This is a genomic window from Pseudomonadota bacterium (assembly GCA_039028155.1).
GTDB lineage: Bacteria > Pseudomonadota > Alphaproteobacteria > SP197 > SP197 > JANQGO01.
In genome coordinates this window covers 1-14543 of record JBCCIS010000084.1, presented here as the reverse complement: position 1 = coordinate 14543, position 14543 = coordinate 1, and the positions used below count along the sequence as shown (strand labels likewise).

Genomic DNA, 14543 nt, shown 5'->3' with positions numbered 1-14543 from the left:
TCGGCGCTCATGGCGCAAACCCGCGCGCTTCGAGGTCCTTCAACTGTGCGATCACCTGGTCGTCGCGCGCGGCGCCGACAAGTTCCTCGGCGGCGAACTGGATCTCCATCACCGCTTTGGCGACGTCACGCAGCAGCTTGCGGTCATCATTGGTCCTGGCCGGCGCGCAGAGCACGGTGTCGCCGCCATAGGTCGGCACGGGGCCGGACCAGAACGTCGCAGTGTTATCGGGTTCGGTGCCGTCTTCGAGCGCTTTCACCATGGCGGCCAGGCGACGTCGTGCCATGACGATGCCCTTGTCGCTGGGCACCAGGTTTTCCAGCGAGTGTTCGGTGATCCGTCCCATGCCCTCGCACGCCTCGGCGTCGGCGGGATAGCGCTGGCGCTCCTCATAGGGGCGGTCGAACACCTCGCCCTGCTCGATAAGCTCCGGACCTTCGGGCGTGTTGTATTCGTGGGGATCGCCGCGTTCACCGAAGCAGGCCCAGGCGAGGCATTGCGTGTCCTCGTCGTCGATCGGCACGACCCAACGGGCAAACGACGTGCGCCCAAAGTAACGCGGCTTCGTGCCGTCGGCGGCGAACGCGGCACCAGCCTGGGTGTAGTTTGGGAAGATCAGTTCATTGACGCGCACCCACACGTTGTCATCGACGCGGCGCGAATTGGTGCCGATGAAACCGAACTGGCGTTCGTAGAACTTCATCTCGCCGACTTCGCCGAACCCTTCGGAAAACTGCTCACGGCTGATGCTGGAGTGCAGGAAACTGGTGTGGATGGGATCGAGGATCGCATCCATGACCTGAAGCCAGTTGCAGCGGAAGGGCGCGCGATAGGGAACGTAGACCTGATCGGGAATCTCGAGCGTGTCGTAGATCGGAAAGTCCGGGCACAAATCCGGCGGTCCCATATAGGCGAAGATGATGCCGCGGTATTCGCGCGCCGGATAGGCGCCGAGCCGGACCGAGGCGCGCAGCTTTTCCTCGACGCCGGCGGGTTGGCCGGGCACCTCCAGGACACTGCCGTCGGCGTCGAACAGCCAGCCGTGATAGCAGCAGCGGATGCCGCGCGTTTCGCAGGTGGCGAACTCCATCGACGCGCGACGATGCGGACAGTTGCGGTGAACCACGCCATAGGTGCCGGACTTGTCGCGAAACACGACGAGGTCTTCGCCCAGGATGCGGATCAGCGTAGGGCGATCGCCGAGATCGCTGGTCAAGGCGACCGGCTGCCAGAAACGCCGCAACAGTTCGCCGGCCGGCGTGCCCGGTCCGACCCGTGTCAGGCGTTCGTCGCTGGTGCCTCGTGCGGTCTGGTTATAGCCGTCGAACGCGGCGCGCGGCCGATCCGACGCAACGGCATGCTTTGACATGGTCAAGGCCTCAGAGCTAGGTCGACCACCGGTATGCCGCACGCGGCGGTTTGACAGCAAACGACGATTCTGCACCATTGCTGTTAGTTCCGTTCACATCAGGTGTGGGCCATGCGCCGGAGATCGCTGCATTTCAATTCGTTAAGGGCCTTCGAGGCGGCTGCTCGACACTTGAGTTTCTCGCGCGCCGCCGACGAACTGGCTGTGACCCACAGTGCGGTCAGCCATCAAATCCGCCAGTTGGAGGAGATGCTGGGCATCGCATTGTTCATACGCACCAACCGCGGCGTCGCCCTGACCGAGGCCGGCCATACCTTGTTGCCGGTGCTGGCGGAATCGTTCGACCGCATTGCCGCGACTCTGGACGGCCTGATTGCCGCGCCGGACGATGACGTGTTGCGGGTGACGACGACGCCGACGCTTGCGGCCAAGTGGCTGATCCCGCGCCTGGGCGACTGGCGCGGCGCGCGGGGCGACATCGCCATCCATCTGCATCCGGCGCTTTCCTATCTGGATCTGGTGGCGGGCGAGGCCGATGTCGCGATCCGCTGCGGCGTGCCGCCATGGGGCGGTCTGGTCGACGAGTTCGTGCTGCCGATCCATCTGGCGCCGGTCTGCAGCCAGAGTTTCCTGAATCGACTTGGCGACGCGCCCGAACCGAAGGATCTGTTAGCGACAACACTCCTTCACGCCGATATCGCCGGCCACGAGATGGGTGAGGAATGGCGGCTGTGGTTCGGTGCTGCCGGCGTCGCCGTGCCCGCCACCATGCCGGGTTTGTCGTTTCACGATCCCAGCCTGGCGCTGCAGGCGGCAATGGACGGGTTGGGCATCGCAATGGGGTATCTTGAACTGGCGGCGGCCGACATTGAGGCTGGCCGGCTGGTACGTCCGTTTCCCTTTGCGGCGCCACATCCCTTTTCCTACTACCTCGTCTACGACAGCGCGCGGCGCGACGAGACGAAGATCGCGGCGTTCCGGGAATGGCTCCTGGATCAGCCGCCCTGCGGGGCGGCCACAATCGCCCGTTGAGCCGACGGCGAGCAACGACGGCGCCGCCGTCTCCGGCTAACCGTTCAATCCAATCGCGCTGTTGACACGCCTGCCGGCGTTGACCGCTTGATAGGTCGGGAATGGCGTGCGCTGTGCGGTATCGACGGCGCGCTTCAGCCACATCTTCTCTTCGAGCATGCCCAACGACATCGACAAGGCACGGTCGGTGACGGTCACCAGGCCGGATTTGATGACTGAGAAGCGTTTGGGTGTCGCCGTCAGCGCCAAAACCGGTACGCTCCAGTTCCGCCGCAACAGGGCGAAGTCGTCATCGTCGGGTATCGCTTTCGTGATCCGGGCGGCCGCATTCGCCGCCGCGGTGCCGCGCGGCGTCAACCGGAACTCGGGCCTTAGCGGATGACCGTGACCCGGGTTTCTCTCCAAGAGGCCGAGTTCCACAAGATGATTCAGGCTGGACGTAAACGACGTCCGGCTTGCGGTTGTCGCCGCCAGCAATGGCGCTTGCCGGCCCGGCACACCGTTGTGCAGGAGGGCCAGAATGTTCAAGGACCATGCTTTGGACGTGAGATTGACAAGCAGAGGAATGTCCATAAAGTATAGTTAATATATTTTTAATAGATGGAAAAGAGCCATGCCTGTCGTTTCGTTGGAGAACACCATCACGTTGGCGCTGTCCGTTCGCGACAGGCACACAAGCGCGCGATGGTACGAAGACAATCTTGGTTTCCAACTGATCCACCACATCGATGAAGCCGGGTGGAGCGAGATGCAGACAAAAACGGAAGGCGTGACACTGGGCCTGGGCGAGCAAGCCGAGCCCAGCCCGGGGAACACCGTACCGGTGTTCGGAGTCACGGATATCGACGCCGCGCGGACCGCCTTGGAAAATGCCGGCGTGAGATTCGATGGCGAAACCGAAACCATCGAAGGCATGGTGAGCACGGCGACGTTCTACGATCCCGACGGCAACGCTCTGATGCTGGCGCAGGATCTCACCAAGGCTGATTGAGTCTGAGACCGATTGAGCTTGCCAAGCCGGCGGCCGCAATCGGATACATCTAGACGTATAGATCTTCAAGTTTCTGATTTCGTTGCAATAACGGCGCTGAGGCCACGACAATTCCGTAGCAACTGGCGGCGGCCGTCATTACTCTGTCACGTGCCGATCCGCCGCGTTGGCTTTAAGACCACGAATGGCCGGACGGCGGGGACGGTGTGGCCAGTTGCCGCGCCGGGGCTCTATTCACTCGGGGGAGTACCTTCATGAGCATTCACACTTACCTCAAATCATTGACGGCGGGCGTGCTGGGCGCGGCCGTGGCCGGGCTGATGGCGACGACCGCGTTCGCCCAGACCGAGCTGACCGTCTATACGGCCGTCGAAGCGGAGGATCTGGATAAATACGCCGAGCGCTTCAACGAGGCGCATCCGGATATCACGATCAACTGGGTCCGCGATTCGACCGGCATCATCACCGCCAAGCTCTTGGCGGAAAAGGACAATCCCCAGGCGGATGTGGTTTGGGGCCTGGCCGCGACCTCGCTGTTGCTGATGAAGAGCGAAGGCATGCTGGAGCCCTATGCGCCCGCCGGCCTGGACCGCTTGAACGACAAGTTCCGTGACGCCGCCGAGCCACCTTACTGGACCGGCATGGACGCCTGGGTCGCCGCGATCTGCGTCAACACGGTGGAAGCCGAGAACAACGGCTTGCCGATGCCGAGCTCGTGGGAAGACCTGACCGACCCGGTGTACCAGGGCCATGTCGCCATGCCGAACCCGAACTCCTCGGGCACCGGTTTCCTGGACGTCTCGTCGTGGTTGCAGCTGTTCGGTGAAGACGGTGGCTGGGACTACATGGATCGGTTGCACGACAACATCGCGTTCTACACGCACTCCGGTTCCAAGCCCTGCAAGGACGCGGCGCGCGGCGAGGTCCCGATCGGCGTTTCCTTCGCTTTCCGCGGCGCCAAGTCAAAGGCCGATGGCGCGCCACTGGAGATCATCATCCCCACCGAAGGCATCGGTTGGGATATGGAGGCGACAGCGATCGTCGCTGGGACGGATAACCTGGAAGCCGCCCAGACTTTGGTCGACTGGTCGATCAGCGAAGACGCCAACCGGATGTACAACGAAGGTTATGCCGTCATCGGCATTACCGAACTGGCGCAGCCGGTCGAGCATTTTCCCGAAGGCATCACTGACGCCATGATCGACAACGACTTCGAGTGGGCAGCCCAGAACCGGGAGCGCATCCTGGCCGAGTGGCAGTCACGCTACGACGAGAAGTCGGAACCGGAAGGCTGATCGAGCACAGGTGAGAACGGAACCCTTCGCGTCCGAAAAACAGTGGCGCGGAGGGTTCTCCGTTTTCCGGAGATTTCGATGAGCGTGGCGGCAGTGAACCCGGATGATGGCGCAACGCCCGGAGAGGCCTATCTGAGCCTTTCCGCCGTTTCCAAACTGTTTGGCGAGTTCCCCGCCCTATCGGATGTCGGTCTCGACATCCATGGCGGCGAGTTCGTCTGCTTCCTGGGACCGTCGGGCTGCGGCAAGACAACGCTTCTGCGCATCATCGCCGGCCTCGAAAGCCAGACGACCGGCCGCATCGTGCAGGCTGGACGCGACGTCTCGGCCTTGCCGGCGACACACCGCGACTTCGGCATCGTCTTTCAGTCCTATGCGCTGTTTCCCAACCTGACGGTGCGCGCCAACATCGCCTACGGGTTGGAAAACCGCGGCCTGAAGCGCCCGGACATCAACAGCCGGGTCGATGAGCTGCTGGCGACTGTCGGGCTCTCCGATCAGACCGACAAGTATCCGGCGCAGCTTTCCGGCGGCCAACAACAGCGTGTGGCACTGGCGCGCGCGCTAGCACCGTCGCCTGGACTCTTGCTGCTGGACGAACCTTTGTCGGCGCTGGACGCCAAGGTACGCGGCCGGCTGCGCCGTGAGATCAAACACCTGCAGCGCGAGCTCGGCGTCACCACCATCATGGTGACCCACGATCAGGAAGAGGCGCTCACCATGGCCGACCGCATTGTCGTCATGAACGAGGGCCATATCGAACAGATCGGCACGCCTGAAGAAATCTACGGCGCGCCGGCGACCGCCTTTGTCGCCGACTTCATCGGCAAGATGAACCTGATTGAGGCCGTGGTTGTCGACGACGGCAGCGTCGAGGTTGGCGCCCATCGCATCGCCTGTCCGACACACGGACATCAGGCTAGCGACAAAGTAACGCTCGCCATCCGTCCGGAGGATGTGAGGCTTGAGAGCGGTGGCGCGGAAGGCGAGCTGACGGCGATCGTCGGCGACATCGAGTTTCTCGGCTCGTTCCAGCGTCTGGAGGCATCGGGCGGCGATCTCGGTGATGCCGCCAGCCTGAGTGTCGATATGCCGATCCAGGGAGGCGATACCGGTGGACTGAGACAGGGCGAGACCATCCGTCTTCATCTGCCGGCCGACCGCATCCAGCTCTTCACCCGGTCATGAGCGCCTCCGGTGAGACGGCGGGCGCACCGGTCGCCGCCGCCGCGCGCGGCGCGACCTCCGACGGGATCACGACGCGCGGTCTGATCGTTATCATCGCGCTCTATCTGGTCGTCGCCGTCGCGGCGCCGCTGCTGGCGATGTTCGAGCAGTCGCTCAGGACCTACGCCTTTCAGCTGCAGGACGTCGAAGTCCAGTTTCAGCTTCCCGACGGCACCTGGGGCGAGGCGCACACGCTCGCGCACTGGCAGGAGCGATTGGGTACGCCGCTTAACGATGGGCTCAGGCCCAGCGAGCGCACGCGGCTTCAGGTCTCCAAGCTCATCTCCAAGGCCGACCGCAAGGATGTCGAACTTTTCCGCCTGCGCGACATGTCCGAAGACAAGGGCATGTTGCTGTTCGACGGCACCATCAGTACCGACGATGCGTGGCGCGAGGTCGAACGATCGAGCCTGGGCAAGGTTCTGGTGCGCCCAATCAGCCATGTCACGCTGGACAACTACCTCTTCTACTTTGAAACGCCATCGCTTCGCGGGTCGATCCTGAACAGTTTGATTGTCTCGTTGATCACGATGTTCATCGTCGTGCCGCTGGCCTTCGGTTTCGCCTATGCGATCACGCGAAGCTGCATGCCCGCGAAGGGACTGTTCAAGACCGTCGCCATGGTGCCTATCCTGGTGCCGTCCCTGCTGCCCGGTATCGGGCTGGTCTACCTGTTCGGCAACCAGGGACCGCTCAACACGTTACTGATGGGTGAATCGATCTACGGACCGATCGGCATCGTCATCGCGTCGGTCTTCTTCACCTTTCCGCATGCCTTTCTGATCATTCTGGTGGCGCTGTCGATTTCCGACGCCAGGCTCTATGAGGCCTCGATCGCGTTGAGGGCAACCCGCTGGCGCACGTTCTGGACCGTGACCGTGCCGGGTGCACGCTATGGCCTGATCTCGTCTGCCTTTGTTGTCTTCACGCTCGTCATCACCGATTTCGGCGTGCCCAAGGTGATCGGCGGCGGGTACAACGTGCTGGCGCTGGATATCTATAAACAGGTCATCGGCCAGCAGAACTTCCAGATGGGCGCCGTCGTCTCGATGATCCTGCTGGTGCCGGCGCTCGTCGCGTTCGCGGTCGACCGTCGCGTCCGGCGGCGCCAGGTCGCGCTGTTATCGGCACGCGCCGTGCCTTACGCGCCGACGCGCAACCTGCGTTTTGACACCACCATGCTGGCCTACTGCGCGTTGGTGTCGTTCTTTATCGTCGGCATTCTTGCCATGTGTCAGTTGGCCGCGCTGTTCAAGTTCTGGCCCTATGACCTGAGCTTCAGCCTGAAGAACTACGACTTCGACCGCATGGACGGCGGCGGTTGGGATTCCTATGGCAACTCGTTACGCATGGCGTTCTATGTCGCGGTGATCGGCACCGTCATCGTCTTCGTCGGCGCCTTCGTGGTTGAGAAGACCCGGGTTTTCGCTGGCGGCCGCTGGCTGCTGCAGCTGCTCGCCATGATGCCGATGGCGGTGCCGGGCATGGTGCTGGGGCTTTCCTATATCTTCTTTTTCAATCATCCAGAGAACCCGCTGGGTTTCCTTTACGGCACCATGGCGATCCTGGTGATCTGTACAATCGCTCACTTCTATACGGTCGCGCATCTGACCGCGACGACGTCGCTGAAGCAGATGGATCGGGAGTTTGAATCCGTCTCCGCTTCGCTCAAGCAGTCGGTGTGGAAGGTGTTCGGCCGGGTCACCATGCCGGTATGTCAGCCGGCAATCCTGGATATCGCGATCTATATGTTCGTCAACGCCATGACGACCGTCTCGGCGGTGGTGTTCCTCTATCGCCCGCAAACGACGCTGGCCGCCGTGGCCGTCCTGAACATGGACGATGCGGGCGATATCGCACCGGCCGCGGCCATGGGCATGATGATTTTCTACACCAACGTTGCCGCACGCCTGCTGCATGCCGGCGCCGGCCGCATTCTGGGTCGTCGAAGCCAGGCCTGGCGGCAACGCGGTTAGGGCAGGTGGCTCGCGCATCGATGGTGCCCTTCATCAAACTGTGATGACTCTCACACGTCAGCATTGATCCGCCGACATAGGATTTTGCGCTAGGCACGCGTTTGGGCTTTGCTCGTCCTCGACGGCTTCGTCAGTGCTTGGGCGTCCCGCTTGACGGTCTCCAGCGTTTGGGGTTGCCGATGGGGCGTTTCGCCCGTTCACGCATTGGTGGTAGTCTCGCAAGAGGATAGCTGAGCGTTTCCGCGCGCGGGGTCCTAGAGCGCAATGCAGCTACAGAAGGTCTTGACCATGAAGAAGATTCTAGCAGCCGCCACGCTGCCGATGGTGCTGGCGGCCGGCTTGGCTTTTCAAGCCTCTGCCGCACCTGAGGGTCATCCTGGATCCGAGGGACACGCGGCCGCCCACGTGTTCCACGCCATGCACGCGGCCGCCGCTGATATCCGCGGCGCGCGCGCCGGTCACAATGACATCCGGGGCAATCACGCGCACTTCGACCATTTCGCTGAGCACCATACCGGCGCGGCCGAAGGTGCGCACTGCCACCATTGCCATCCGATCATTCACAAGATCATTCGGTGGATCAAAAACCACCGGCATCACCCGCAACCGACGCCGGAGAACCACCACCCGACCCATGTTAACATGCATCAGACTCATGATGGCTCCATCGATCTCTTTGACTTCGATGAGAACGCCAGTATCGGCTGGTGCGAGTTCGGTTACATGGCAAGCGACAGCCCGGCGAAAACCGATCACATCCAGCATGTGTTGCAACAAGCCGCCGACCAGGCTGGCCACACGCTGAGCGATGAAGAGTGCAAGGCCGCGTTGACGGCCGATCCGATCGCCGGTGCCTATCTGCAGGGCCTGTTCGAAAGTGCCGATGACAACGGCAACGGCATGATCGAGAAGGGCGAGTCTGCCGATGCCATCGACACTGTCATGAACGCTTATGATCTGAACTGCGACGGCACTATCGACCAAGCCGATATCGACGAAGCGGAGGCCTCGCACGTCACCATGGCGCAGATCGCCGACCGCAGTTGTTAGGAAACGTCATCTGAGGTGTGTGGGCGTCTGTCGCGTCCGCGCTTCCAGATCTGGTATTACGGCCCGCACCACGGTTGGTGCGGGCCGATTTGCGTTTGGGGGAGCTGTCCGACGCTCTTTTGCCACATGGCCTCTTGTCATTGCCGCCTGCATCCCGGACGATCGCTGGAACACACGATCGAGGGAAGGGGACGACCATGAACCGCAAGACCGGTTTTCTGATGCACGAACTCTATATGTGGCACGACACCGGCAGCGCGGCGTTGTGGTACCCGTCCGGCCCAAAAGTGCAGCCGGGCGAGCATGCGGAAAATGCCGAGACAAAGCGGCGCATGCGCAACCTGATGGAGGTCGCCGGTCTCTACGACAAGATGAACCACATAGCGCCGCGCCCGGCGACGGAGGAGGAGATCCTGCGCGTCCATACGCCGGACTATGTCGACGGCATCAAGGCGATGAGCGCGGAGAATGGCGGTAACGCGGGTGAGGGTACGCCGTTCGGCCGCGGCAGTTACGAGATTGCGCTGCTGTCGACCGGCGGTACCATCGCCATGGTCGATGCCGTGACAGAAGGGCGCATCGACAACGGTTACGCGCTGGTGCGACCACCCGGCCATCACGCCGAGCCGGATATCGGCCGCGGTTTCTGCATCTTCAGCAATATCGGCGTTGCCGTGCATCACGCCCGCGATGCCCATGGTATCAAGCGTGCGGCGGTGATCGACTGGGACGTACATCACGGCAACGGCACCCAGCGGATCTTTTATGACGACCCCAGTGTGTTGGCGATCTCGATCCACCAGGACAATTGGTATCCCACCGATTCCGGTCATATCGATCAGACCGGCGACGGTGACGGCAAGGGCGCAAACATCAACGTGCCGCTGCCGCCGGGATCGGGCCGCGACGCCTATATCCAGACCTTCGAACGTGTCGTCGCCCCGGCGCTGCGCCGGTTCAAACCAGAGCTGATCATCATCGCCTCAGGCTTCGACGGTTCGATCTATGATCCCCTGGGCCGCATGATGGTGACGTCGACGACCTATCGCAGACTGACGCAGATCATGCTGGAACTGGCCGATGAGTTGACCGGCGGCAAGCTGGTGCTGAGCCATGAAGGCGGCTATTCGGCGGCCTATGTACCCTATTGCGGGCTGGCCGTGATGGAAGAGCTGTCGGGCATCTCGAGCGACATCGAGGATGTCTTTGCCGAGTTCGTCGATGTCGCCGGCGGCCATCAGCTCTATCCCCACCAAGACGACGTCATCAAGAAGGCGGCCGCGCTCGCCGAGGCGGTGCCCGAAGGCTGATCGATAGAACCTAAGGTTCCGGCCTTACCGCATCGGGCAGGAAACTGCCGTTGTTCACGCCGACCTCGTCGGCGATCAAGTCGTTTAACAGCTCGTTCTTGGCCAGGATCAGCGCGCGATTGTCGTCGGCTTTGATCGCAAGGTTGTCGGTTTCATTGGGATCGGATTCAAGATCGAACAGCTCAAGCTCGTTCTTTTCGTAGATCTCGTCGAACACGATCGGTGTGTTGAATTGGGCGGGCGCGTAGTAGCGCGCGAACTTGTAACGCCCGTCAAAGCAGAAGTTGATGAACCCCTGCTTCGAGAGGTCGGGATGGACCTCCGACAGCGGCGGTAGACCCTTGCGTGTCGCCATCGTATCGGCGCCCGCCAATAGAAGATAACGCGCGTCAATCGTCTGAAGGCCGACATAGCTGAACAGGACTGCAGGACGGATGGCGTCAAAACCAGCGGTTTCGGGGGTAGCCAGCAGTCCGGTGAAATCGTAGCCGGGCAGCCCGCCCAACGACGTCCGGCGCGCCTCCTCTGACGCGCCGGTTAGCCCGGCAAGCGTCGGCACCAGATCAACATGACTGGTCACTGCATGGCATTGCCGTCCACCCGGCTGGTCTGGGTGGACGATAACAAGCGGCACATGACTGTGTTCTTCATAGGGAAACGGTCCTTTGCCACGCAAGCCGCCGTGACTGCCACCCAACTCGCCGTGGTCGGCTGTGCGCACGACCACGGTGTTCTCCCACAAGCCGAGTTCGGTCACCGCATCGATGACGGTGCCGATGTTCTGATCGTTGTCGCGCAGAAGATTGAGATAGAAGTTGTAGAACCTGTGCCACATCGCCTCGTTGCTGTTGGGTATGTAGCCCATGATGTTCGACCAGCCGATATAGTACTCGCGTTGCGCTCTGGGTCGACCGGGCGCGCCCAGGGATTCGGAATGCGTCGGTGACAGCGGAAAGGTCCATTCTGTGCGATAGATCGCGTTGTCCGGCGGCGGGGTGATGGTGAGCCCGACCTCGGAGGCTTGGGTGTTGTCGCCCGGCAGGTTGGCGTCGGTGTACATGACGTCATGGGGCATGATGAAGCTGACGACCAGGAACCACGGATGTCCGGCGGCGTTTAAGGCCTGGCCATGCGTTCTCATCCAACGCACGGCATCGGCGGCCGTATCGATGTCGGTGTCGTAGCCCTGATCCTGCGCGCCCGTCTTATCGCCGTCAGGCGAGAAGGTGTCGAAGCCGTATTCGTCGAGCGCCGCCGTGTAGTTGGTCGTGTCGGTTGGAAAGATGATGCTCTTCTTCAGTTCGAACTTGCCAAAATAGGCGGTCTTGTAACCGAGTTCCCGCATCACCGTTCCCATGGAGGGCTTGTCGGTCTTCATGCTCGGCACGTAGCCCAGCTCCATCTGGTCGAACAGCCCGTTCACCTGGGGCGGTTGGCCGCTGAACATGACACCGCGCGAAGCGGTGCACATCGCTGCCCCGACATAGTGGTTCTCGAACCGCGTACCGCGTCTGTCGAGCTCGGCGCGGACCGGCAGGTCGTAGTCGTCGGGTGCCAGGAGTCTGTAGGACTCCTGATCGGAGATGATCAGAATGATGTTGTGAAGCCGACCTTTGTTTCCGTCTCCGCCATCGGCGGCCTCGGCGTCTGTTGAAAAGGTCGGCAAGAGGCCGGCACCCGATGCTGCGGCGGTCGAGGTCTTCAACAGGTCGCGCCGCGATACGCGGCTTGGGCCATCCGCATCAGTCGGGTTTCCGCCACGTGATTGATGACTCATGGGTTGGCCCCGTACCTGTTGTATGTTCGCCGCCGACTGTGTGAGTGCATTGCAACCCAAGTCGCTGGCCAGGACAAGCTGAGGATACTGATAGAGCCGTCAAACCGCCCGGTTGGTGTCTTCCCCGCCATCGTGATATCGAGGTCGTGGGTGGTCATCGAATGGGGGTGCGGTGGAGCAGGATCTTTGGATCTATGTGGGCTGGCTGGCCGCGGCCGGCATCGCCTCCGGTTACGCTGGCGGATTGTTTGGCATCGGTGGCGGTATCCTGCGCGTACCGATCTTTCTCTATCTGTTCCCGGCCTTCGGCATTGCGCCATCCCTGGTCATGCACATGGCAGTCGCCACATCGCTGGCTCTGGCTTTGCCCAGCTCGATCTCCGCTTCGTTGATGCAGTGGCGCGCGGGCAATGTCGACGTGCCGTTTCTGAAACTGTGGCTGCCAGCGCTCGCGGTCGGCGTCGTCATCGGCGTCGTTGCATCGCGCTTCATTGAGGGCGAGAGCCTGCAGGCAGCCTTCGCCATCGTGATCCTGATAGCGGCCATCCACATGCTGGTCTCAAGCGACAGCTTCAAGTTGGCCGATCGACTGGCAGGCTGGCTACGTACGTTCTTCGCCGCCTTTTTTGGCGCGGCATCGACTCTGCTCGGGTTGACCGGCGGTACCTTCATCACGCCGATTTTGAACGCCTTCGACTATCCCATTCACCGCGCCATCGCCGTTTCCAGCGTGGGCGGCGTGCTGATCAGCACCGTTGCCGCCACTGGCTACATCATCAACGGTCTGGACGTGAGCGACCTGCCGGATCATGCCATCGGTTACGTCGACGGGATCGCCTTTCTTGTCATGGCGCCCATCGTGATGGCGGCCGCACCGTTCGGCGTGCGTCTGGGCAACCGGCTCAACAAGCATGCGCTGAAACGCATCTTCGGCACGTTCCTCGTCGTTGTCGCCTTGGATATGCTGAATGGCGTCTGGCATGTCGTTTAGAAGAGGTTGGTCATGAGCCACGTCACCATCATCGGCGCCGGCATTATCGGCGCGTGCTGCGCGCGCTACCTGACGCTCGCCGGTCACGAGGTCACCCTGGTCGACCGGATCGAGCCCGGCATGGGCTGTTCGTTCGGCAACGCGGGTGTCATCTCAACGCTTGGTTCATCAGTCCAGCCACCGTCGCCGCGGCTCTTGAAAGACATCCCGTCCATGCTGTTCGACAGGGACGCGACTCTGGTCATTCGCTGGTCCTATCTCTTCAAGATGATGCCTTGGCTGGTGACGCTGCTGCGCGGCTGCACGACAGCCGATCAACAACGCACGGCTGCCGCGATGGCGAGCCTGTTGGACGGCACGACATCGGCTTATGACACGATCGTCCGCGACACCGAGGCCGACCAATTTATCCGCCGCAACGGTCTGCTGGGTCTCTACAGCAGCGAGCAGTCTTTCGCCAATGACCAATGGCGGCGCGATATGAATCGGTCCTTCGGCGCCACGTTCGATGAGCTGGCGCGCGAGGAGATCCGTCAGATGGAGCCGGTTCTGTCGGACCAGGTCGCGCGCGCCATCTTTTTCCCCACGGTGTACAGCACCGACAACCCGGGGCTTCTGACCCGCGCCATCGCCGACCGGGCATGCGACGGCCAAGCCAAGGGTTATGTTCAGGCCGAGGTTCGGGACCTGCAAATCGATAACGGCCGGGTGACCCGCTTGAAGACCGACCAGGGTGACATGCCGGTCGATAAGCTGGTGGTCGCGGCGGGCGCGTTCTCACACCGTCTGGCGCGCATGATGGGGATCCGCGTGCTGTTGGAGTCCGAGCGCGGTTATCACGTCGAGCTTGAGGGCTTTGAAAGCGGCTTGACACGCGTCTGTCTGCACTACGAGCACGCCTATGGCATCAACCCGACGACGACCGGGCTTCGATTTGCCGGCACCGTGGAACTGGCCGGTGTCGACGCGCCGGAGAAGCACGAGCGCGGCCAGACCATCTGGCGCCGGGCGCGCCCGGTGCTGCGTGAACTGGAAGGCGTCGACAATCCGAAGATGACAACCTGGATGGGGCGTCGTCCGACCCTACCGGACTTCCGTCCGATGATCGGCCCCGCGCCCGGCGTCCGCGACTGCTGGTTCGCCTTCGGCCACCAGCACCTTGGGCTGACACTGGGCGCGCGCACCGGCGCGATCATCGCCGATCTGGTGTCGGGTCACGATCCCGGTCTGGACCTCGAACCGTTCAGAACGGATCGGTTCTAGCTATCAACTTCGATGTGGATGTGGTCGTCGTGACGCGCGGCCGCGCAGCCCTGGAAGCGGATCATGGGATCGCTGATGCCAAGACGCTCGACCAGGTGAGGTTCCAGGAAGATCTTCGTCACGCCATGCTCTCGGCCGGGTCCGGTGAGCCAGTTGAGCATGGCGGCATTTCTTTGCTCATCGAGCGCCAGGTCGGGCCAGAGCGGCTGCAGCCACGCCATATCCCAGCGTAGACTGACACCGTCCGTGTCCACGCATGGCT

Annotated in this window: 13 protein-coding genes; 9 read left to right on the top strand and 4 right to left on the bottom strand. The window is 62.2% G+C overall.

Annotated features, from left to right (window positions below; genetic code table 11):
• Positions 1-7 precede the first annotated feature (7 nt).
• A complete protein-coding gene (locus AAF563_24220) occupies positions 8-1369 on the bottom strand; it encodes an aromatic ring-hydroxylating dioxygenase subunit alpha (protein ID MEM7124404.1) in 1362 nt (453 codons plus the stop codon).
• Positions 1370-1480: 111 nt separating this feature from the next.
• On the opposite strand from AAF563_24220, the gene gcvA reads away from it, so the two are divergent.
• Positions 1481-2401, top strand: coding sequence for a transcriptional regulator GcvA (gene gcvA, locus AAF563_24215; protein MEM7124403.1), 921 nt, complete (start codon positions 1481-1483; stop codon positions 2399-2401).
• A 36-nt stretch (positions 2402-2437) separates the two neighbouring features.
• On the opposite strand, the gene AAF563_24210 is transcribed toward gcvA, so the two are convergent.
• Positions 2438-2974, bottom strand: coding sequence for a winged helix-turn-helix transcriptional regulator (locus AAF563_24210; GenBank protein ID MEM7124402.1), 537 nt, complete (start codon positions 2972-2974; stop codon positions 2438-2440).
• 40 nt (positions 2975-3014) lie between these two features.
• Here AAF563_24210 and AAF563_24205 point away from each other — a divergent pair, with 40 nt between their 5' ends.
• The 6 genes from AAF563_24205 to AAF563_24180 all read left to right on the top strand — a co-directional run bounded on the left by AAF563_24205 (position 3015) and on the right by AAF563_24180 (position 10250).
• Positions 3015-3392, top strand: a complete 378-nt coding sequence (locus tag AAF563_24205; GenBank protein ID MEM7124401.1) for a VOC family protein — start codon at positions 3015-3017, stop codon at positions 3390-3392.
• A gap of 254 nt (positions 3393-3646) precedes the next feature.
• Positions 3647-4687, top strand: a complete 1041-nt coding sequence (locus AAF563_24200) for a putative 2-aminoethylphosphonate ABC transporter substrate-binding protein (protein ID MEM7124400.1) — start codon at positions 3647-3649, stop codon at positions 4685-4687.
• A gap of 78 nt (positions 4688-4765) precedes the next feature.
• Complete coding sequence (locus tag AAF563_24195) at positions 4766-5875, top strand: putative 2-aminoethylphosphonate ABC transporter ATP-binding protein (GenBank protein ID MEM7124399.1); 1110 nt, start codon at positions 4766-4768, stop codon at positions 5873-5875.
• The gene (locus AAF563_24190; protein MEM7124398.1) at positions 5872-7890 is read left to right on the top strand and encodes a putative 2-aminoethylphosphonate ABC transporter permease subunit; all 2019 of its coding nucleotides are present in this window, start codon (positions 5872-5874) and stop codon (positions 7888-7890) included. The genes AAF563_24195 and AAF563_24190 overlap by 4 nt, the downstream gene beginning before the upstream one ends.
• 288 nt (positions 7891-8178) lie before the next feature.
• Positions 8179-8940, top strand: coding sequence for a hypothetical protein (locus AAF563_24185; GenBank protein ID MEM7124397.1), 762 nt, complete (start codon positions 8179-8181; stop codon positions 8938-8940).
• A 197-nt stretch (positions 8941-9137) separates the two neighbouring features.
• The gene (locus AAF563_24180) at positions 9138-10250 is read left to right on the top strand and encodes a class II histone deacetylase (GenBank protein MEM7124396.1); all 1113 of its coding nucleotides are present in this window, start codon (positions 9138-9140) and stop codon (positions 10248-10250) included.
• A gap of 10 nt (positions 10251-10260) precedes the next feature.
• On the opposite strand, the gene AAF563_24175 is transcribed toward AAF563_24180, so the two are convergent.
• A complete protein-coding gene (locus AAF563_24175; GenBank protein ID MEM7124395.1) occupies positions 10261-12027 on the bottom strand; it encodes a sulfatase-like hydrolase/transferase in 1767 nt (588 codons plus the stop codon).
• Between the two features lie 172 nt (positions 12028-12199).
• Here AAF563_24175 and AAF563_24170 point away from each other — a divergent pair, with 172 nt between their 5' ends.
• Both AAF563_24170 and AAF563_24165 read left to right on the top strand, forming a co-directional pair.
• Positions 12200-13018, top strand: coding sequence for a sulfite exporter TauE/SafE family protein (locus AAF563_24170; GenBank protein MEM7124394.1), 819 nt, complete (start codon positions 12200-12202; stop codon positions 13016-13018).
• 12 nt (positions 13019-13030) lie between these two features.
• Positions 13031-14281 carry an FAD-binding oxidoreductase gene (locus tag AAF563_24165; protein ID MEM7124393.1) on the top strand — a complete coding sequence of 417 codons (1251 nt, stop codon included), beginning with the start codon at positions 13031-13033 and terminating at the stop codon, positions 14279-14281.
• Here the strand turns inward: AAF563_24165 and AAF563_24160 are convergent.
• Positions 14278-14543: hypothetical protein (locus AAF563_24160; GenBank protein ID MEM7124392.1), on the bottom strand; the 266-nt coding region annotated here is incomplete at its 5' end. The genes AAF563_24165 and AAF563_24160 overlap by 4 nt on opposite strands.

Coding starts and splice junctions, on each gene's coding strand:
- AAF563_24185 (MEM7124397.1), top strand. CDS start 8,179: ATGAAGAAGATTCTAGCAGCCGCCACGCTGCCGATGGTGCTGGCGGCC.
- gcvA (MEM7124403.1), top strand. CDS start 1,481: ATGCGCCGGAGATCGCTGCATTTCAATTCGTTAAGGGCCTTCGAGGCG.
- AAF563_24180 (MEM7124396.1), top strand. CDS start 9,138: ATGAACCGCAAGACCGGTTTTCTGATGCACGAACTCTATATGTGGCAC.
- AAF563_24195 (MEM7124399.1), top strand. CDS start 4,766: ATGAGCGTGGCGGCAGTGAACCCGGATGATGGCGCAACGCCCGGAGAG.
- AAF563_24175 (MEM7124395.1), bottom strand. CDS start 12,027: ATGAGTCATCAATCACGTGGCGGAAACCCGACTGATGCGGATGGCCCA.
- AAF563_24220 (MEM7124404.1), bottom strand. CDS start 1,369: ATGTCAAAGCATGCCGTTGCGTCGGATCGGCCGCGCGCCGCGTTCGAC.
- AAF563_24200 (MEM7124400.1), top strand. CDS start 3,647: ATGAGCATTCACACTTACCTCAAATCATTGACGGCGGGCGTGCTGGGC.
- AAF563_24190 (MEM7124398.1), top strand. CDS start 5,872: ATGAGCGCCTCCGGTGAGACGGCGGGCGCACCGGTCGCCGCCGCCGCG.
- AAF563_24165 (MEM7124393.1), top strand. CDS start 13,031: ATGAGCCACGTCACCATCATCGGCGCCGGCATTATCGGCGCGTGCTGC.
- AAF563_24210 (MEM7124402.1), bottom strand. CDS start 2,974: ATGGACATTCCTCTGCTTGTCAATCTCACGTCCAAAGCATGGTCCTTG.
- AAF563_24205 (MEM7124401.1), top strand. CDS start 3,015: ATGCCTGTCGTTTCGTTGGAGAACACCATCACGTTGGCGCTGTCCGTT.